Here is a 19354-nt window from a genome sequence, read left to right on the forward strand (position 1 = left end):
AAAGGTTACAATTAAGGAACCATATTCCCGGCAGCCTTATAAATTTGATACCATTCTTCTCTTGTTAATGTGATTTCGGCACCTTTACATGCCTCTTTCATCCGCTCGGTCTTAGTAGTTCCAAGCACCACCTGAATGTTAGCAGGATGGCGTGTAATCCACGCTGTAGCTATACCAGTATTCGTAACGCCATATTTTTCAGCAATATTGTCTACTACCTCGTTCAACTTTGGAAAACGCTCCAAATCTCCTAAAAATGACCCTTCAAAGAAACCGTGCTGGTAAGGTGACCAGGCTTGCATCGTGATATCATGCAGACGGCAATATTCCAAAATACTGCTATCTCGATTAATGGCTTGATCAACCTTCATATTCAAAGTAATTCCTGAGTCAATCATTGGTGTGTGTGCAATGCTAAATTGCAATTGGTTTACCACCAATTTATGTGGTATGTATTTCTGTAGCAGTTCAATCTGGGCCGGATTATGGTTCGATACACCAAAATGTTTTACCTTACCACTGTTATGTAATTCTTCAAAGGCCTCTGCCACTTCAGAAGGTTCCATTAATGGATCGGGACGATGAAGCAGCAAAATATCAAGATATTCGGTATTTAATCGCTTTAAAATCCCATTAACTGACTCAATGATATGCTCCTTAGAAAAATCAAAATAGCCTTCCGGGGAGATAATACCGCATTTACTTTGCAAGATCATTTTTTCACGGATGCTTGGATTCATTTGAATTGCTTCTGAAAAAATCTCCTCACACTTCCCTTTTCCATAGATATCCGCATGATCAAAGAAATTAATGCCCTCATCCATGGCCGTCCGGATTAAATTTTCCGCTTCAGGCAAAGACAACTCTGTTAAACGCATATTACCCATAATCATGTTAGAAACCTGTAAATCAGTGTTTGCAATGTTAATATACTTCATTTTTTTTACCTCCCTTTTTTAAATTTCATCAACTTCATTATACTTTAATCTAAGAGATTCGCCCAAGTTTCTAAACCTTGCGTTCCAAATCAAGGAGTTGTGTCTTCATCTCTAATCCGCCGCGATAGCCAGTCAGCGAGCCATTTTTTCCGACAACACGGTGGCAAGGCACTGATATTAACACCGGATTAGCACCAATAGCCGCCCCAACTGCCCGAACAGCGGCAGGTTTATTGATAAAGTTTGCAATGTCAGAATAGGATTTTGTCTCTCCAAACGGAATCTCACAAAGTGCGTTCCATACAGCAAGTTGGAACTCCGTCCCATGGTAATCAAACAGGATAGTAAAACTCTTCCTTTTCCCATTAAAATATTCTATTAGTTCGGCTGCATAAGGGTTCAGTTTCTCCCTGTCCTCCACTAGAGGGCTTCCTGGAAACCGTTTTTTTGCCCATATCGAAAATTCCTCAAAAGGCTTGTTCTGTGACCCGACGTAACAAAGTCCCTTCTCTGTCGCAGCAATATATAGATTCCAATCTTTAAAATTCAGCAGTGACCAATAAATGGGTGTACTATTCTTTTGTGACTTCATTTTGTTCCCTCCGATTCATGTAATTGACGGAAATGGGCGGGTGTAACGCCCGTCATCTTTTTAAATATGGTAATAAAATAGGGTGTATTAGCGATACCAACCATTTTTGCTATGTCGCCAACCGCTCGATCAGACTGAAGTAAATATTTTTTGGCCGTATTTATTCTAACTTGTTGTATATATTCAACAGGCGTGATACCGGTAATCTTTTTAAATGTTCGATGCAAATGATACGGACTTCCATGGCTTATTTCAGCCAGAGTTTCAAGTGTTAGCTTTGCAGGATAGTTCTTATCAATGTATTCCGTAACGAGCGCAATCCATTCATTATCAGGTAATCGCTCATTCGTGGGTTTGCATCGTTTACAAGGTCGGAAATCAGCAGACATGGCTTCTTCTGCGTTTTGAAAAATCCGTACATTTTCTTTTTTGGGAACGCGAGATTTGCATGATGGCTTACAGAAGATTCCCGTTGTCTTAACAGCATAGAAAAATTGATTATTGTACGCTGCATCGTTCCCGATAATGGCCTGCCATTTTTCATCTGTCATGATATCATTACTAGAATCCTCTTGAAGCTCTATTCTCATTTAGACCACCTCTTCTATTATTATAGCTCCGTCACAAACGATAGGTAAGTTCTCGGGAATAAAAAAGCAAGATATTGAAATTTAGGGTTACTTAGAATCATGGAAGATAATCCCTAAACCATATCGCTCTCCAGATGTAATCGTGCTGACACCGTGGCGAAGTGTATTTTTGTAATAATCCTTTTTTCCTTTGGCAGGTCGATAGTTTGTTGGAAAAATAATCGCACCACCTTGTTCAACTGTAAGGACATGTCCCCTGCTTTGGACCCTAGGAATTTGCTCTACAAGGAGGAATTCCCCCCCTGTATAGTCTTGATTGCGTTGATTCAGGATAATGACAACTTGAAATGGAAAAAATACGTCTCCGTAAAGGTCCTGATGCATACAGTTGAAGCCGCCTTTTTCATATTTTAAGATTAATGGTGTTGGTCTCGTTTGCTCCTTTTCTTCACAAGTCTTTAAAAAATCTTCCAGCGTATTCGGATACTGTTCCGGTTTTTTCAAATAACCCAACCAGCGATTTGCGGTTTTGGTCAGCTCTGCATAAAACGATTCTCGTAACCCTTGAATCAGTTCAGGCAATGGGTAGGAAAAATATTTGTACTCTCCGCTCCCAAAACGGTATCTCGTCATATTAATCGTTGTTCTGTACAACTGTTCATCACTATATAACTCCATGAACGATTCACATTCTGCCTTAGTTAAAATCGGGGGCAGCTTTGCAAAACCTTGTTCATCTAATTCTTGTTGAATGACCTCCCAGTCTAAGCTTTGTACACGGGATTGAATATCATGAACCATCGTTATCTCCTCCATTTTTTGTTATTATCAATATAGCCCTTTTTCTTCTGAAAATAGGTTTTTTTCGAATAGAAAAGCAAGATAATGAAATAATTTTTTGTGATAATGATTATTAGATGCGGAGGTTTGAATGTGGCTAATCAACAAAACACAATGGAATATTGGCAGGAAATCAATGGGAATATCATCATTGAGCTGCCAGTCGATTTTAATATAAAAGCAAACCTTGGCTATTTAGAACGGAACAAAAATGAATGTATGTTTGAAGTCGAAAACGAAATGATCACAAGCGTGATTGCCGTTGGAGAAACCCGAACCTTAGTAAAAATACACGTAAATAAATTTAATCAGATGATCGTGCAATTTTTAAAAGACTCTAGACCGAATAATCAGTCGGAGCGCGCTGAGGTTGCCCAGTACATTCGTGACTGGTTTGATCTTGACCGTGATTTAACGCCGTTTTATAAAATGGCAAAAGCAGACCCGCTCCTTAAGGGGCCAGTCGAGGAATTTTTCGGATTACGTGTGATCGGTGTGCCCGATTTATTTGAGGCCCTCTGCTGGGGAGTCTTAGGGCAGCAGATAAACTTACCGTTCGCCTACACGTTAAAAAGACAATTTGTTGAAAAATTTGGCGATTCAATCGAGTGGAATGGCAAGAAGTATTGGATGTTTCCTTCCTTCGATGAAATCGCTCAATTAACACCTGCAGATCTAGCAGAAATTAAAATGACTTTGAAAAAAAGTGAATATATTATTGGCATTGCCCAACTGATGGCCAGCGGAGAATTATCGAAGGAAAAATTATTGAGGATGGGTAGCCTTAAAGAAGCTGAAAAGAGTTTAATCAAGATTCGCGGGATTGGTCCTTGGACAGCGAATTATGTGTTAATGCGCTGTTTGCGATATACCTCAGCTTATCCGATTGATGATGTCGGGCTGCATAACGCCATCAAACATCTGACCCGTTCAGAGAAAAAGCCTGCAAAGGAAGAGCTTTTAAAGCTTTCAGTAAGATGGGAGGGCTGGCAAGCATATGCCACGTTTTATTTATGGCGGGTTCTTTACTAAAAATAGGAAAATTAAAAATTTCAGACGGATAAGGAGGAATTTTCCCATAAAGTCTCTTAAGTCAGACGAATTACCAATAGTTATCCAGTAAATGTCGTAAGTTTTGAAAAATAGGTAGTAAGTGAACGAAGTTATGTCTTAAGTAGAGGAAATTGCGTATAAAATCATTCAAATTCGGATGATTTCCAATTAATATCCAAAAAACACTAAGTAAAAGGCTTCTATTGGACGTTTTCATCCGGATTCGTGGAGTTTTGTCCATTAGAACTCCTCTATTGGACATTTCTATCCGGATTCATGAGGTTTTGTCCATTAGAACTCCTCTATTGGACATTTCTATCCGGATTCATGAGGTTTTGTCCATTAGAACCTTTCTACATCAACGCATGGGGCCAAAATCCACGGAAACATCCAAGTAGAATAATTCTAGAATCTTTTGGTCGCTCTTGGTACAGAAAACGAAATAGAAAGTGAATCGGTGAAAAATGAAGCACGAATATCAATTAATTTACAACAAATTATACGAACACTACGGCCCTCAAGGCTGGTGGCCAGCGGAGACACCGTTTGAAATGATGATGGGCTCCATACTTGTTCAAAATACAAGCTGGCGCAATGTCGACAAGGCCCTAGATAATCTAAAGCCGTTTTTGAAACCTGAAGCAATAGACAAGTTATCGATTGATGAGCTTGCCCAACTCATCAGGCCAAGCGGCTTTTTCAATATAAAGGCTAGTCGGATCAAGTACTATATGGAATGGTTTAAATCCTATGAATATGACATCGATTTGATAAAAAAAGTAGACAAACATCAACTGCGCATTGAGTTATTAAGCATCAAGGGTATCGGTCCTGAAACAGCTGACGTCATCTTGCTTTATGCCTTTGACACGCCAATCTTTGTAGTTGACGCATATTCGAGGCGAATTTTCCATCGTCTAGGCTTTAATATGCCAGCATCATATGACACCTTTAGAAAACAAGTTGAAAAAGAACTACCAAGGGACTTGGCGCTATATAATGAATTCCACGCCCTTATTGTGAAACATGCGAAGGAGTTTTGTAAAGCTACGCCTATATGTGATAGCTGCCCGTTATTTGGTATATGTGATCGAAGACTGGACTAGGATATATTTCTCCATTTTATCTCTAAGAACTTTTCATTGACCGTGGGGAAGCTGTTTTTCTTATTTCGGGCAATGAAAAGTTCTTTCATTTACCGTGCGGGCACTTATTTCGGCCTAATAATTTCAAAAACCTCACCAATTTTTGCATAATTATGTCCTGCAAGCCGGCTGACGGCAGCTAAACCAATTTGATTGATTTTTCCATTTTCATAAATTTCCTTATCAAAATGAAATTGAATCACTCTTCCTATGATTAGGTCACTGCTGGGCGCATCTTCATCGCCTAAAATTACGTGATGCTCTAATACACACTCCATCCGAATCTTTGCCTCTTTTATTCCTGGTACCGAAATCTTTGTACTCTCAACTTCTGTGAAATTTGTTAGTTCCATTTCACTTTGGTCAGGCGGGAGGCTTGCCGCTGTTTCATTCACTTGTGCAATAATCCCTTCATCGACAATATGAACGACAAATTCCTTAAGACCCACAATGTTGCGTGCGGTATCCTTTTGACCCGTTTCCTTTCTTAATACCGCTATCGAAATCATCGGCGGTTTTGATGAGGCAATATTGAAGTAGCTAAACGGAGCAGCATTTAAGGTACCATCACTTGCTAACGAGGTCACAAATGCAATTGGCCTGGGAATAACACTCCCAATCATCAATTTATAATTTTCAATCGCAGTATTCTTTGATGGGTCAATCGAAAGCATTGATTCACTTTTCCTCATGGTTCTTCAACTCCCTCTTCTTTATGATTCATTATACAATTCCCTATATGGTTTTTAGAATATAAATCAATCGAACAGTGCCTGTCGCCATGAATACTAGAATTAAAAAAATCCTAACATCATTTAGATATCAGGATTTTCGATGACCTGTGAGGGATTCGAACCCACGACCCCTTCCCTGTCAAGGAAGTGCTCTCCCACTGAGCTAACAAGTCATATTAAATTAATTACATTTCTAATTATATTTAAATTCCCGAGAATGTCAATAGTTTTATTATCTTGCATAGTTGAAGTGTGAAAGTTTAAAGCAAGAAAAATAACCAGAACATACATTTCAATTTCACTCGAATAAAGAACGAATGTTCGGATATAATAATATTATAAAAAAGAAAGGAGGAATTAGCATGGATGGGCTTTTTATCCGTTCGATCGAAGAAAAAATGCCATTAGAAATGATTTATCTTGCCAAAAACCATGAGATATCACAGCGGAAATTGATTGTGATGGAAGTGAATGAGGAATATATTCGTGCCTATTGTCTGCTTCGAAAACAAGTCCGCACCTTTAAGCGGGCAAACATTTTATCCATAATGCCCGAAACCCTTTCAAAAAGGCGATACCTTCACTAAACCCCTATTTTCTGATTCCCCCAACCTCCCTTCCAATTGGTAAAAGCTTTTCTAATTAAGATATGATAAAATGCAGTTGTATTAATCGAAATATTGGGGGTTTTGTCGTATGGAGTTTCCAAAAGGCACGATTAAAGAACTTACCTTTCAAAGCGTTGAGCTTGGTGAAGAAATGCAGCTCCTTGTTTATCTGCCTGCAAACTTCTCGCCGTTATATAAATACTCGCTGTTAATCGCCCAGGATGGCCGCGATTATTTCCAGCTTGGCCGAATTGGCCGTGTAGCAGATGAGTTTCTTTCTGAAAGGGAAATTGAAAATTTAATCATTGTTGGGGTACCCTATAAGGATGTGGAGGACCGGCGCAGGAAATACCATCCTGAAGGAGTACAGAACCCAAAATACATTCGTTTCCTTGCCCATGAATTAGTTCCTTTTCTTGATAGAGAGTATCCTACTTATCATATGGGTTCGACTAGGGCACTTATTGGCGATTCGCTTGCCGCAACCGTCTCATTAATGACGGCGATTCAATACCCGCACACATTTGGAAAAGTGCTGCTGCAATCGCCTTATGTCGACGACCAAGTAATGGAGTTAGTAAAATGCTTTTCTGAAGCGCAGCTTTTAGAAATTTATCATGTCATTGGCAATCAAGAAACGGAAGTACATATGACTAACGGAAAAGTGAGTGATTTCCTTAGCCCAAACCGCGAACTTTCAAAAGTGATTTCAGAAAAACCTTTTACCTATTTTTATGAAGAATTTAACGGAAATCATACCTGGACATACTGGCAGCCAGATATAAGAAGGGCGCTTAAAATGTTATTTTAGGCTTACAACTATAGTCACAAGTTACATAAGAGTGATTTAAGTTATTTAATATATTTTGAAAATTTGCTATAATAACAGGAAGGCTTTTTATGAGTATTGGTTTTCCAAGAAAATAATTTTATATAAACGGAGGTAAACCTATGAAATTTGGAGTTGTTATTTTCCCGTCAAAAAAGCTTCAAGACTTGGTGAATTCTTATCGTAAACGCTATGATCCGCATTATGCCCTAATTCCTCCACACCTCACTTTAAAGAATGCCTTTGAAGCAACAGAAGAGGATGCGAAGGATTTAGCAGACAAATTACGGCAAATCGCTAGAAATACGAATCCATTCTCATTAAAGACTTCCAAAATCAGCTCGTTTCAGCCTGTAAATAATGTTATCTATTTCAAAGTAGACAAAACGGAAGAACTTGTAGCTCTACATTCCGAAGTTAATCAAGAATTTAGCGAACAAAACCCAGATTATGCCTTTGTTCCGCATATTACGATTGGTCAAAAGCTTTCCAATGACGAGCACTCAGATGTCTTTGGTTCACTAAGTATGACCAAACTTGATCATGAAGAAACAATTGACCGCTTCCACCTTCTATATCAATTAGAAAATGGTTCTTGGACCGTTTATGAAACATTTCGTCTTGGAAAGGAATAGGATTACGTGAAAGTAAAGGTTGTAGAAAATCAAAAAGAGCTTGAAGATGCTTTTTCAATAAGAAAAATTGTTTTCGTGGAGGAGCAAAACGTCCCCCTTGAAGAGGAAATCGATCAATACGAAGATAATGCCGATCATTTTGTCCTGTATCTAGAAGATGCTCCTATCGGTGCTGGCAGATTCCGTGTAGTGGATGGGTACGGTAAAGTTGAACGCATCTGTGTATTAAGAGAAGCAAGAAAGACGGGAGCCGGGAAGTCGATAATGAATGCAATCGAGAACCACGCACAGTCACTTGCGTTACAGAAATTAAAGCTAAATGCCCAGACCCAAGCTATTCCCTTCTATGCAGGTCTTGGATATGTGGTCGCCTCAGAGGAGTTTTTGGATGCAGGAATTCCCCATAAAACAATGATTAAAGAAATCATAACTTAAATGAAGCACTTGCCCTTTACATGGCAAGTGCTTTTTATCTGCCTGGATAAAAACACTTTCAGATACCGGCTGGTTTTGTTATGATTGAACATGTCTTATTTAGTGAAATAGAGGTTTAAATATATGAAAACAGCTATCTACCATCAGCAAAATATTGTTCTTGACAACTTGGCAAGAGAACAATATCAAAAAATCTTTCTTGCTGGAAAAAATGGTGAACTCCACTGCCCCGTGTGCACCCAAAAGGTTCGATTGTTTCTGGGAATTCACGAGCGGCCTTATTTTTTTCATACTCATGCACCTGAAAAACATTGCCCAGTGCCTGCTGTAATCATAGTTCCCGAGGAGTCAGCGGGGTTTAACGAGCAGAATGGATTTAAACTGCCAAAAGGCAGAACGATTACTGAGACCACCAAAAGTGTAGAACTATTCAGACCATCAAAAACGATTGAATACACGATTCCATTTGAACAGGTAACAGAAAGAAGTCAGCAAAAACGACCGCCCTATCTCATAGAACTAGCAGAAAGCGGAGTTGTCCTGGATGGAAGCCAATCAGCTGCTGTCCTGGATACAGATGGCTCGGTATTAGTCCTTGCCGGTGCGGGGAGCGGTAAAACACGAGTGTTAACCGTACGAACAGCCGTTATGATTAATGTTAATCAGATTGATCCCCGTTCGATTATGCTCGTTACCTTCACATCAAAAGCGGCCGCTGAAATGAAGGATCGTTTGCTCTCCTATCCACAAATGAAACGAGAAAAAATCAATCAACTTGTTACGGGTACGTTTCACAGTATTTTTTATCGGATACTTATGTTTCATGATGGAGCCAATTGGTCTGCTAACAAATTATTAAAAAAAGAATGGCAGCGGGATAAAATCCTTAAAGAAGCTGGTAAAGAGCTTGACTTATCTGAAAAGGAATTTGCCTTTGACCTAGCGCTACAGCAAATTGGGTTTTGGAAAAATTCCCTCCTCATGCCAAACGAAGTAAGACCCGCATCTGAGTGGGAAGAAAAAGCAGTATTTTTATATAAAAAATATGAGGTATATAAGCAACGAGAAGGTCTTTTTGACTTTGATGACATGCTGCTTGGCTGTTATCAGCTGTTGAACTCTTCACCTGCCCTGCTTGCACAATATCAGGACCGCTTTCAATATTTTTTAATCGATGAGTTTCAGGACGTAAACAAGGTACAATATGAGCTCATCAAACTTCTATCAGGAAAGCATAAAAATGTTTGTGCAGTCGGCGATGATGATCAAGCGATTTATTCGTTCCGGGGCAGTGACCCAAGCTATTTGCTGGAATTTGAAAAAGACTTTCCAGCTGCCAAATTGGTCATTCTTGAACATAATTACCGTTCTTCCCATGAAATTGTTGCCGCATCTAATCAAATGATTGCTGCCAATAAAGTAAGAAGAATGAAGCGAATGAAGGCACAATTTTCATCAGCCTCCCTTCCGCTCTTATTCTTCCCCTATGATGAAGAGGAAGAAGCAACGATGATTGTCACAGATATCCAGGAACGAATTTCTAACGGGGAGAATCCCTCAGACTTCGCGATTCTTTATCGGACTAACGCCGGCTCACGTGCCATTTTTGAGCGCTTAGCCAGTTCCAATCTTCCTTTTAAAATCGATCAAGATGCTGAAAGCTTTTATCAGCGTTATATTGTTAGAAGTGCCTTATCATTTCTAAAGGTAAGCTTGAATGAAGATGACCCGCAGGCATTATCCGATATCCTGCCATTCTTATTTTTAAAGCAAGCGGTACTGAAAGAAATAAAAGCACAGAGTATCCTGAATGACTGTAGTTTTCTTGAAGCCCTATCACACTTAAAAACGGCACATGCTTTTCAAGAAAAAAAATTAAAAAAGGCTGTGACGCTTATTAGGGGATTAAAGCATTTGTCTCCGCTAATAGCGATAGAGAAGATTGAAAAAGACATTGGTTTTCTAGATTTTCTCAAGAAGCGAGGTAACGAAACAAGCAAGCTCGAAAAAGGATCGGATGACCTTAAGGACCTAAAAGTGGCCGCAAAAAGCTTTGAAACCATCGAGTCATTGCTGGCACATTCCGAGCATATGTCAGCAATGAACAAAGAAATAAAGAATCTAAGCAAGCATTTTACAGATGCAATCAGCCTAAGCACCATTCATCGGGCTAAAGGGCTTGAATATAAAACCGTTTATATAATCGGGACTGTCGATGGCAGCCTGCCACATGACTTTGCCTTAGAAGCGCATCGAAACGGTGATTTTACTGCTCTTGAAGAGGAGCGGAGATTATTTTACGTTGCGATGACACGCGCGCGGGACCAGCTTTTTATCTCAGTACCTCAACAAAGGCGAGGAAAAAAAGCAAATCAGTCACGGTTTTTAGCTCCGCTAAATAAAAAGAAGAAGACCGATTCCTAATACAAAGGAGTTGGTCTTCTTCTTTTACTTTTTATTCATCATTTTGGCAATTGTATTGAAGTCAAGCTGCTTGCCGTCATTAATGATCGATTTAACAATTTGCTCTTCCATTTCTTTACTTACCGGTTTATTAGCAATTTGGGAAACTCTTCTAATCACATTACGGACCGTTTTTTCATCTTTAAAATTAGCATTTTGCAACGAATTTGCTAAATCAAAGATATCTTTCATATTAACGCCAGTTTTCTTTTCTATGTTTTTAAAGAATCCATTATCCATTTTCAAAAATCACACTCCTTCATAAACTACTTTATTGTATGAAGGAAGGATAAAAAGGTGATTGCAGGAACAAGAAAGGGGCTGGCCACTTTTTTGAGCCACCCCCTTCCAGCTGAAACAAGCTTATTATTTATTAAAAGAAGCTTGCACCAACAATGATTAGAAGGATGAACAATACGACGATTAATACAAATGTTGAACCTCCGCCGTAGCCATATCCACCGCCGTAGCCGTAGCCGCCATATCCACCAAAGCACATAGAATAGTCACCTCACTTAAGTAATCTCATTAATAACATATGAAATTACTTATTATTGTGTGTAGGCATGACCTCCTATTCAAAAGCCGGCGTGAAAAATGTGCATTTTACCCTTTAGGTTTAAAAATAAGGGCGCCAATAAACCCGAAAACAATCGCGGCTGAGATTCCAGAACTTGTTACTTGAAACATACCCGTTAGCACACCAATGATTCCATGTGCCTTGGCATCCTGTAGGGCTCCATGAACTAAGGAATTGCCAAAACTGGTAATCGGTATTGTCGCTCCCGCACCAGCAAAATCAACCAGTGGCTCATACAATCCAAACCCATCTAGCACCGCACCTGCTACGACGAGCAAACTTAAGGTGTGCCCTGGTGTCAGTTTGGCCACATCAAATAATAATTGTCCGATGACACAAAACAAACCGCCAATCACAAAGGCCCAGAAAAACATCGCTAGCATTGGTTCACCCCTTTTCTCCATTCATCTCAATGGCAACAGCATGTGCAATACATGGAATTGATTCGCTTTGCTGAAAACTGAGCGGCGATAACAATGCCCCGGTCGCAACTACCAGCATCCGTTGATATGTCCCCTTCTTCAGTTGGTTCAGTAGATGTCCATAAAGGACAGTCGCTGAGCACCCCGCACCGCTTCCCCCGGATTGAACTGGCTGATTATCCTTATACATTAATAAACCACAATCCTGAAACTGTTTTCGTTCCAATTTAAGACCACTTTTATTGAGCAATTCGAAGGCCGTATCGTGACCGACTCTTCCCAAATCACCCGTAACAATTAAATCATAGTGTGATGAGTCTAGTTGCAGGTCACGAAAATGGGCCATAATAGTATCCGCTGCTGCCGGTGCCATGGCTCCACCCATATTAAAGGGATCTGTTAACCCCATATCAATGACTTTTCCAATCGTTGCTGAGGTTGTTACAGGGTGCATCTCCCCAGGCTCATTAGGCTGCACAAGGGCAACCCCCGCACCTGTAATGGTCCATTGTGCTGTTGGCGGTTTTTGACCGCCATATTCTGTTGGGTAGCGAAACTGCTTTTCTACCGCTGCATTATGGCTTGAGGCACCTGTAAGCACGTATTTCGCTCCTTGGTAATTAACAACAAAAGAAGAGAGTGCTAAGCCTTCCATAGAAGTAGAGCAGGCCCCGAACAGCCCGAAATAAGGAACTTGCATGGTTCTAGCAGCAAAACTTGTAGGCGTAATCTGATTAATTAGATCTCCGGCAAATAAAAATTGTACCTGTTCTTTTTGGACGGATCCTTTTTTCAAGGCCATTTTAATCGCCTCTTCGAGCAAAAAACGATGGGCCTTCTCGTAAGACTCCTTGCCCATCCATAAATCTTCATATAACAGATCAAAATCATTTGCCAATTTTCCATTTGCTTCAAATGGCCCGCCCGTTACCCCCGTTGCTGAAATCATCGGCCGGTTGGCGAATACCCATGATTGATGCCCTTTTAACAATTACAAAACCCCCCAAATCACGAGTAGCGTTTTAACCAGCGCGACTACAAATGCTGAGAACACACCGAAAAGAATTACCGCCCCAGCAAGCTTGAACATATTTCCGCCAACACCTAGAACAAACCCTTCGGTCCTGTGTTCGATTGCAGCGGAGATTACAGCGTTACCAAAACCGGTGACAGGCACAGCACTTCCTGCTCCTGCAAATTGTCCAATCCGATCGTAGACTCCGAATCCGGTTAATAGCATGGAGAAGAAGACCATTGTCGCCACTGTCGGATTTCCGACACTTTGTTCTGTAAAATTAAAAAAATATATGTAGAAATAACTGACGGCTTGGCCAATAAGACAAATGAAGCCTCCAACAAAAAATGCCTTGATACAATTCTTCAGTACTGGTCTTTTTATTTCATGTTTTTGCTGCAGTTGTTGATAGTTCCGCTGCTGGAGCGTCTTGTTTTGCTTCTGTTGCTTACTCTCCATCCTCAATCGCCCTTTCTTACTTCATATCTTCCGTCATTTTGACAATTTCCTTAAAGCGGTTTTCAGCTTTCTGATGAGGAAAATTAGCGGTTTTCATTCGCTCATCCAGCCTAACTGTTTCCAGGAAAATTTTATAATCACTCGAAACGGTAAATTTTTCCTTCGGATATTTTTCTTCAAGCATTTTGTTTACGTTCTTTTCAATTTTCTTCATGCTAAAGCGGTGCAAATGCTTGACCTTATAGGCAACGAGAGTATCTTTTTTCCCCTTCACGACAGCAACATCATAAATTTGCGGAAAAGAGCTTACATCCTTTTTAATTTCTTTAACACGATCACGACTTTTGCTTTTATCTGTCACAACAGGGGGAGGATTTGTCGTTTTAAACAGGGCTAATCGACTATCCTTGGCCGGTTGATTTTGATTACAGGCGGCCAATAAAAACAAACAAGTGAATAATATCCATCGATAACTTTTAATCATTCGATTCCCTTTCCTTGTTTCATTTTTTGTAGTTACCATTACCATGTAGTTTTTTCGATATTGACAAAAATTATGACAGGATTAATAATAAAAAAACTGCCAGTTAACCAGCAGTTTCATCTGTTACCTTGATGTCTTTTTTTTGCCGCAGCCGCAGCCTTTTTTCTTTACCGATTTTGTTATTTGATAAGTTTGCGTTGTTTCCTTGCTCTTCTTTTTCTTATTCACCCTATTCTCTCCTTCAGTATTAAATTATTCCTACTAGTTAGAATATGAGCCAGAAGCAAGTCTTGTCTCAGCGAATCCATTAAATTCCCAGAAAATGCTGCACGATTAATTCAAGCATTGCGCCTATTCCTGCAACCGCTAATATGAGGATAACCGGTGTTGAAAAGCCAGGGAACAGATAAAACAGCCCTACAATTATAGCGGCAGTCCAAATACCTGTACACCAATAGCAGCTTAAAAGTTCACCAAAAAATCTTCTTACCCCTGATTTCTTCGGGAGGTAATAAACTTCCATTTCACCATCTTCATTTTCCTCCTTTAGCTCATCGAAAAAAGGGGCACGGATAAATTCGGTTATTTTGTCATAAACAAATAACCTTGTCAGTCTGAAGCTCGCCAGCGATAAAATAAACAAGTTTAAAAAGGTTATTTTCATCACCTATTAATCTCCTCTTATTAATTTTTGGATTTTTACCCGCCTAATTTTGCCAAATAAGGCAATTGTCCGTAACCCAAAAGGGCTCTGTGAAATATGTTAGTAATGTAAGATATATATCACGGATTAAGGAGGAAAAATAAATGGGTTGTGGAAATAATAATGACGATTTTCGCAGTGGTAATTGCGTCTGCGAAGTAGTTCGTGCCATTAAAGATATTCAAGACAACGCTGTTGAAGAAGAATGTACAGAATGTTCCAGTTGTTTTACAGAGCCGCTAGGAACATTGGTATCACCGGCTAGAAGAGAGCCTGTTGATACTCGTGTGTTTGTTTTAAGTACGGAAGACGGTTCTCCATTTCATGCGTTTTTCAGCAACGAACACAATGCTTGTGTATCCATCTACTTCCGCGTAGAAGATGTATTTGACAACTGTTGTGCTACGCTTCGTGTGTTAGTGCCAGGACGCCGGGAAGGCGGGCACTTTGTTCCAGTAAACCTTGTTTCCAGTGGAGACAAATGTTGTATTGACCTTTCAAAAGTGTGCCAGGTTGAGCGATTCCGCGCAAGCAACGACTGCATTACAGTTGACTTAAAGTGCTTCTGTGCCGTTCAATGTATTGCCGATGTTAACTTGGGATTGTGCAATTAAAAAAATGAGCCAGTCGGTATAAATCGGCTGGCTTTTTTTATTTACTTTTTTATCCCTATCATGATGACATTTGTTAATTCATCAAGAGGGAAGGTTTTTGACGTTTGATCATGGAATTGGATAGTTACTTGCCGGCCATTGTACTCTTTTAAGTAACCCTGATAATTTTTTTCAGCGGTATAAAAGACACACGGGACTGGAGGAAGGACTCTTGGAAAGTTGATTAAATAGTCTAAGCGCTCAGTTAGGTCCATATCTTTGAACGGTTTTACCCGTGTAAATGAAGTTTTGTGTTTTTCTTGATGCTGGGAAGATGATGCAGGCTGCGAATCCTCTGAAGTATTGGCTTCGATTGGTATCGGTTCGATGAACTCCTTTTTAGCAAGAGAAATTTTTCTTCTGATGTCATCTCCTTGCTTTTGTTCCCGCTTATTTGTATATACTTCCTGCATGTTGCTGTTTGAAGGGGTACTAGAAATTGACTGATCAATATATATCAGCGGGCGTTGAATCTTTTTATTAGACATGCAAAGCACCTCCTAATTACGTAATCCTACACTTTATATGTATGCGAAATGCCTATCTCCGTTAACAGTAAATTCTCAATTTCTGCATAGAAAAAACCCGCATGGCTGCGGGCTCTAAGAAATTACAAAATATGATATCCTGAATCAACATGAATGTTTTCGCCAGTAATTCCTCGGGAAAGTTCACTGAATAGGAATAGAGCGGTATCCCCGACTTCTTCCGGAGTGGTAGTTCTACGCAAAGGTGCTCTTTCTTCAATCTCGTTTAAGATAGAATTAAACTCACCAATGGCTTTAGCTGATAAGGTACGGATTGGGCCAGCGGAAATCGAGTTAACCCGAATACCGTCTTTTCCGAGATCAGCTGCTAAATAACGGACGCTTGCATCTAGAGATGCTTTCGCTACACCCATGACATTATAGTTTGGAATGGCACGCTCGCCGCCTAAATAGGTTAATGTCACAATACTGCCACCTTCAATCATCAAGCTGCGCGCTTCTTTTGCAACAGCCGTTAGAGAAAAAGAGCTGATATTTTGGGCAAGAAGGAAACCGTCCCTGGATGTGTTGACAAATTCTCCTTTTAATTCCTCTGTTTTTGCAAATGCTATGCAATGCGCTAGCCCATGAATCGTTCCAACTGCCGCTTTTATTTCTGCAAAACAAGTTGCAATTGCTTCATCACTTGTTACATCACATGGAAGGACAAGCGTTCCTTCCGCTTCTAAAGAATTGGCTAAATCACGAACACTGTTCTCTATTCTTTCCCCAGCATACGTAAAAATTAATCTTGCGCCCGCATTATGCAGTGACCGAGCAATCCCCCATGCAATACTGCGTTTATTGGCAACACCCATTACAACATATGTTTTTCCAGCTAATGATAGACTCATTGAAAAATTCCTCCCACAACAAATACAAGTTATTAGTACTTGGTACTAATTTTACACTACTTTTAAAAAAATGAAAAGAGTGGCACATTTAATTAATCATTTATCAGCCTTCACAGAATTCCAGCTCTCGTTTAAGTTCATCCACATACTCCTTTGTACCCGTTACAATCAGGCGGTCATGCAGCTGAAGCTCCGTATCTCCATGTGGGACGATTGAATCCTTGTCTCTAAATATCCGGACAAAAATAATATCGCCAGTAAAGGGAAATTTACGTAACGTCATACCATCAAATTGACTGTTCATCATGACAATTTCATAAAGCCCTGTCTCTTGATTCGAAAGGATGTTTATGACGGCAGGCGATTCAATTAATGCACGGAGCAGCATCTTTGTTGACATAAAGGAAGAAAACACTTCGATTTGATGGTCTCGTAAGCTTTGCTCGATATCTGGACTTTCTATTCGGGCAATTACCCTTGGAACCCCGTTCTCTTTTGCTCTAATCGCCAGTGCCGCATTCTGCTCCTCATTTCCTGTTGAAATGACCACAATTTCTGATTGAAAAACCTTGGTTTGAGCAATCGTATCAATTGTATAATCAGGAATTTCAACGATTTCAAAAAGCGAGTCTGCAATCTGCTTCTCTGATTTATCCATTTGCAGATGATAAAGCACCGGATCATATAAACCCGATTTTAATTCCCGGGACAATGAAAGGGTAACTTGATTGGCTCCTAGGAAAGCCACTGGCAGCTTTTTATTCACAGCCACTTCTTTCGGAATCAACTTTTTAAATAAAATCGGTGTAAAAATAGAAGTGATTACGGCAACCAATATTAATGTCCCCTTCATCTGTTCTGATATAACCCCGATTCTCTCACCAATTGTTGCAGCGGCAATCACAAGTGAAAGCGTTGAAGTTAACAGGAATCCCGATGCAAAAACTGTTTTTTTATCGTACCAAATTTTTAAGAGATACACAGGCACAAGCTTTGATAAGAGGAGCCCGATTAGTAAGAGCGGGATTAGTAACAGTAGCTTTTTTTCATTAAAAAGTGACCAGACATCGAGATTCACACCCACCATCACAAAAAATATTGGAATTAAAAACCCATAGCCGAAGGAGTCAAGCTTATGGACTAGCTCCTGATTAGGCGATAATAACGATACGAGCACACCGGCCAGAAAGGCACCGAGAATATTTTCCGCACCGAGGGTTTCTGACAATCCAACGAGGACAATGATCAGTGTAAACACTGCTCGAGTTCCGATTTGTACTGTACCCGTTGACAACGTCTCAATAAAAGTCCTATTTTTAAATCTTTTTCCGACAAAATAAAGCACAATACCGGCAGCAAACAAAATTAATAGCAGCCATGTATTCCCATGCTTCGGTTCATTTAGCGAGACAAAGACTGCAAGTAAGATCATCGTCACTAAGTCAGCGATGACCGCAACTAGTAAAATGATTTGTCCAATAACTGTTTTCATTAGCTGCGCTTCTTTCAGGGTGGGCACTACTACCCCGAGTGAAATAGTCGAGATAATCAGTGTCATTAAGAAGGCATTATCAATAAATCCAGCGATGACAAACAGGTAGGATAATCCTAATGAAACAACAAAAATTCCGGCAAAGATGATTGTTGCAACGGCAAATGAATTTGGCTCCATTTTCCCATTTAGAAGTTGCTGTCGCTTTTTTCTGCCAGTAAAGGCAGTGAAATCAATCTCAAGACCGCTTAAGAACATAAGGAAGATAAAGCCAAGGGTCGAGAGTGTTGAGAGCCACATGTCTTGATGAACAACATTAAAGCCGCTTTTTCCAATAATAAGTCCGATAATAATTTCGGCAACGACAACCGGTATAAAATTTAATTTTAACCGATGAAGGATAATCGGCGTTAAAAATGCCATTGTGACAACAATTAGTAAAGAGATAACTGATAAATGCTGTTCCATTATTGTTCCACCTCTCAAAACTAGGGATTCTTTTTATAAAATCCGACTATTTCACTAAAAATAAAAGAAAAGGGGGACTTCATCCTATGAAGATTGATATTATCGGCGATGTCCACGGATGTTTCAGCGAATTAAAGGAGCTCACGTTAGAACTGGGCTATAGTTGGACTCATGGTGTTCCAATCCATCCAGGTGGCAGAATGCTGTGTTTTGTTGGCGATTTAACTGACCGCGGGCCTGAATCGATTAAGGTCATTGAGTTGGTTTGGCAGCTAGTTTTCCATGATAAAACTGCTTTCTACACGCCAGGTAATCACTGTAATAAGTTATACCGTTTCTTCCTGGGCAACAAGGTACAAATTGCTCATGGGCTTGAAACAACGGTTGCAGAATATGAATCATTATATAAAAAAGAGCAGCAATCCATTCGTAAAAAATTTATCGAGCTTTATGAAAAAGCACCTCTTTATTTAGTATTAGACAAACAAAAGCTTGTTATTGCCCACGCAGGAATTAAACAGGAATTTATCGGGCAAACCGATGGTAAGGTCAAGAAGTTTGTTCTTTACGGTGATATTACGGGTGAAAAGCATCCAGACGGTTCGCCGGTCAGACGAGATTGGGCCAAGGAGTATCACGGATCTGCCTGTATTGTTTATGGACATACTCCCGTGAAAGAGCCACGGATCATCAACAATACCTATAACATAGATACCGGTGCTGTTTTCGGCGGCAAGCTGACCGCATTAAGATACCCGGAGATGGACCTGGTTTCCGTTGTTTCTACTATGCCATTTATCGAAGAAAAATTTACACAATTTAACTGAAAAAAAGA

The 19354-nt window shown here is 39.9% G+C and carries 24 protein-coding genes and 1 tRNA gene; 9 read left to right on the forward strand and 16 right to left on the reverse strand.

Going from position 1 to position 19354, the window contains the following annotated elements:
- Positions 1 to 11 precede the first annotated feature (11 nt).
- The 4 genes from ACIQCO_RS10090 to ACIQCO_RS10105 form a co-directional block, all read right to left on the reverse strand.
- Positions 12 to 938 (reverse strand): aldo/keto reductase, encoded by a 927-nt coding sequence (locus tag ACIQCO_RS10090; protein WP_400428076.1) that lies wholly within the window; start codon positions 936 to 938, stop codon positions 12 to 14.
- A gap of 70 nt (positions 939 to 1008) precedes the next feature.
- Positions 1009 to 1530, reverse strand: coding sequence for a methylated-DNA--[protein]-cysteine S-methyltransferase (locus tag ACIQCO_RS10095; RefSeq protein WP_400428078.1), 522 nt, complete (start codon positions 1528 to 1530; stop codon positions 1009 to 1011).
- Positions 1527 to 2120 carry a bifunctional transcriptional activator/DNA repair enzyme AdaA gene (locus ACIQCO_RS10100; RefSeq protein ID WP_400428080.1) on the reverse strand — a complete coding sequence of 198 codons (594 nt, stop codon included), beginning with the start codon at positions 2118 to 2120 and terminating at the stop codon, positions 1527 to 1529. The genes ACIQCO_RS10095 and ACIQCO_RS10100 overlap by 4 nt, the downstream gene beginning before the upstream one ends.
- An 87-nt stretch (positions 2121 to 2207) precedes the next feature.
- A complete protein-coding gene (locus tag ACIQCO_RS10105; RefSeq protein WP_400428083.1) occupies positions 2208 to 2921 on the reverse strand; it encodes a 2OG-Fe(II) oxygenase in 714 nt (237 codons plus the stop codon).
- 153 nt (positions 2922 to 3074) lie between these two features.
- Here ACIQCO_RS10105 and ACIQCO_RS10110 point away from each other — a divergent pair, with 153 nt between their 5' ends.
- Entirely contained in the window at positions 3075 to 3992 is a 918-nt protein-coding gene (locus ACIQCO_RS10110; protein WP_400428514.1) for a DNA-3-methyladenine glycosylase family protein, read from the forward strand.
- 485 nt (positions 3993 to 4477) lie between these two features.
- Entirely contained in the window at positions 4478 to 5119 is a 642-nt protein-coding gene (locus tag ACIQCO_RS10115) for an endonuclease III domain-containing protein (RefSeq protein WP_400428086.1), read from the forward strand.
- Between the two features lie 104 nt (positions 5120 to 5223).
- On the opposite strand, the gene ACIQCO_RS10120 is transcribed toward ACIQCO_RS10115, so the two are convergent.
- Together ACIQCO_RS10120 and ACIQCO_RS10125 are read right to left on the reverse strand one after the other, a co-directional pair.
- Entirely contained in the window at positions 5224 to 5832 is a 609-nt protein-coding gene (locus tag ACIQCO_RS10120) for a flavin reductase family protein (RefSeq protein ID WP_400428516.1), read from the reverse strand.
- Positions 5833 to 5993: 161 nt separating this feature from the next.
- Positions 5994 to 6065: transfer RNA gene (locus tag ACIQCO_RS10125), tRNA-Val, on the reverse strand.
- 189 nt (positions 6066 to 6254) lie between these two features.
- Between ACIQCO_RS10125 and ACIQCO_RS10130 the strand changes: the two genes are divergently transcribed.
- The 5 genes from ACIQCO_RS10130 to ACIQCO_RS10150 all read left to right on the forward strand — a co-directional run bounded on the left by ACIQCO_RS10130 (position 6255) and on the right by ACIQCO_RS10150 (position 10823).
- Entirely contained in the window at positions 6255 to 6479 is a 225-nt protein-coding gene (locus tag ACIQCO_RS10130) for a hypothetical protein (RefSeq protein WP_400428089.1), read from the forward strand.
- Between the two features lie 109 nt (positions 6480 to 6588).
- Positions 6589 to 7311 carry an alpha/beta hydrolase gene (locus tag ACIQCO_RS10135; protein ID WP_400428091.1) on the forward strand — a complete coding sequence of 241 codons (723 nt, stop codon included), beginning with the start codon at positions 6589 to 6591 and terminating at the stop codon, positions 7309 to 7311.
- Between the two features lie 140 nt (positions 7312 to 7451).
- Positions 7452 to 7964 (forward strand): YjcG family protein, encoded by a 513-nt coding sequence (locus ACIQCO_RS10140; protein WP_400428095.1) that lies wholly within the window; start codon positions 7452 to 7454, stop codon positions 7962 to 7964.
- 6 nt (positions 7965 to 7970) lie between these two features.
- On the forward strand, positions 7971 to 8399 hold the full coding sequence (locus ACIQCO_RS10145; protein WP_400428098.1) for a GNAT family N-acetyltransferase: 429 nt from the start codon (positions 7971 to 7973) through the stop codon (positions 8397 to 8399).
- Positions 8400 to 8522: 123 nt separating this feature from the next.
- Entirely contained in the window at positions 8523 to 10823 is a 2301-nt protein-coding gene (locus ACIQCO_RS10150; RefSeq protein WP_400428101.1) for a UvrD-helicase domain-containing protein, read from the forward strand.
- A 24-nt stretch (positions 10824 to 10847) separates the two neighbouring features.
- Here ACIQCO_RS10150 and spoVIF read toward each other — a convergent pair whose 3' ends face one another.
- The 7 genes from spoVIF to ACIQCO_RS10185 form a co-directional block, all read right to left on the reverse strand.
- On the reverse strand, positions 10848 to 11102 hold the full coding sequence (gene spoVIF, locus ACIQCO_RS10155; protein ID WP_066096256.1) for a sporulation-specific transcription regulator SpoVIF: 255 nt from the start codon (positions 11100 to 11102) through the stop codon (positions 10848 to 10850).
- Between the two features lie 133 nt (positions 11103 to 11235).
- The gene (locus ACIQCO_RS10160; RefSeq protein ID WP_400428104.1) at positions 11236 to 11361 is read right to left on the reverse strand and encodes a YjcZ family sporulation protein; all 126 of its coding nucleotides are present in this window, start codon (positions 11359 to 11361) and stop codon (positions 11236 to 11238) included.
- Positions 11362 to 11468: 107 nt separating this feature from the next.
- Positions 11469 to 11825 carry a stage V sporulation protein AE gene (spoVAE, locus tag ACIQCO_RS10165; RefSeq protein WP_400428107.1) on the reverse strand — a complete coding sequence of 119 codons (357 nt, stop codon included), beginning with the start codon at positions 11823 to 11825 and terminating at the stop codon, positions 11469 to 11471.
- Positions 11826 to 11829: 4 nt separating this feature from the next.
- Positions 11830 to 12855 (reverse strand): stage V sporulation protein AD, encoded by a 1026-nt coding sequence (gene spoVAD, locus ACIQCO_RS10170; protein WP_400428110.1) that lies wholly within the window; start codon positions 12853 to 12855, stop codon positions 11830 to 11832.
- Entirely contained in the window at positions 12856 to 13338 is a 483-nt protein-coding gene (gene spoVAC / locus ACIQCO_RS10175; RefSeq protein ID WP_400428113.1) for a stage V sporulation protein AC, read from the reverse strand.
- A gap of 16 nt (positions 13339 to 13354) precedes the next feature.
- Positions 13355 to 13822: a YhcN/YlaJ family sporulation lipoprotein gene (locus ACIQCO_RS10180; RefSeq protein ID WP_400428116.1), complete on the reverse strand. Its 468-nt coding sequence runs from the start codon at positions 13820 to 13822 to the stop codon at positions 13355 to 13357.
- A 307-nt stretch (positions 13823 to 14129) separates the two neighbouring features.
- Entirely contained in the window at positions 14130 to 14486 is a 357-nt protein-coding gene (locus ACIQCO_RS10185) for a DUF1360 domain-containing protein (RefSeq protein ID WP_400428119.1), read from the reverse strand.
- A gap of 143 nt (positions 14487 to 14629) precedes the next feature.
- On the opposite strand from ACIQCO_RS10185, the gene ACIQCO_RS10190 reads away from it, so the two are divergent.
- Positions 14630 to 15139 carry a CotY/CotZ family spore coat protein gene (locus tag ACIQCO_RS10190; RefSeq protein WP_400428122.1) on the forward strand — a complete coding sequence of 170 codons (510 nt, stop codon included), beginning with the start codon at positions 14630 to 14632 and terminating at the stop codon, positions 15137 to 15139.
- 41 nt (positions 15140 to 15180) lie between these two features.
- Here ACIQCO_RS10190 and ACIQCO_RS10195 read toward each other — a convergent pair whose 3' ends face one another.
- The 3 genes from ACIQCO_RS10195 to ACIQCO_RS10205 form a co-directional block, all read right to left on the reverse strand.
- Positions 15181 to 15666 (reverse strand): CotO family spore coat protein, encoded by a 486-nt coding sequence (locus ACIQCO_RS10195; RefSeq protein ID WP_400428125.1) that lies wholly within the window; start codon positions 15664 to 15666, stop codon positions 15181 to 15183.
- Positions 15667 to 15788: 122 nt separating this feature from the next.
- On the reverse strand, positions 15789 to 16559 hold the full coding sequence (fabI, locus tag ACIQCO_RS10200; RefSeq protein ID WP_400428128.1) for an enoyl-ACP reductase FabI: 771 nt from the start codon (positions 16557 to 16559) through the stop codon (positions 15789 to 15791).
- A 103-nt stretch (positions 16560 to 16662) separates the two neighbouring features.
- Complete coding sequence (locus ACIQCO_RS10205) at positions 16663 to 18519, reverse strand: monovalent cation:proton antiporter family protein (RefSeq protein WP_400428131.1); 1857 nt, start codon at positions 18517 to 18519, stop codon at positions 16663 to 16665.
- Positions 18520 to 18605: 86 nt separating this feature from the next.
- Between ACIQCO_RS10205 and prpE the strand changes: the two genes are divergently transcribed.
- Positions 18606 to 19346, forward strand: a complete 741-nt coding sequence (gene prpE, locus ACIQCO_RS10210) for a bis(5'-nucleosyl)-tetraphosphatase PrpE (RefSeq protein ID WP_400428133.1) — start codon at positions 18606 to 18608, stop codon at positions 19344 to 19346.
- The last annotated feature ends 8 nt before the right edge of the window (positions 19347 to 19354 follow it).

It is taken from the genome of Neobacillus sp. NPDC093127, from assembly GCF_044754175.1.
In the GTDB taxonomy this organism is placed as follows: Bacteria; Bacillota; Bacilli; order Bacillales; family Cytobacillaceae; genus Neobacillus.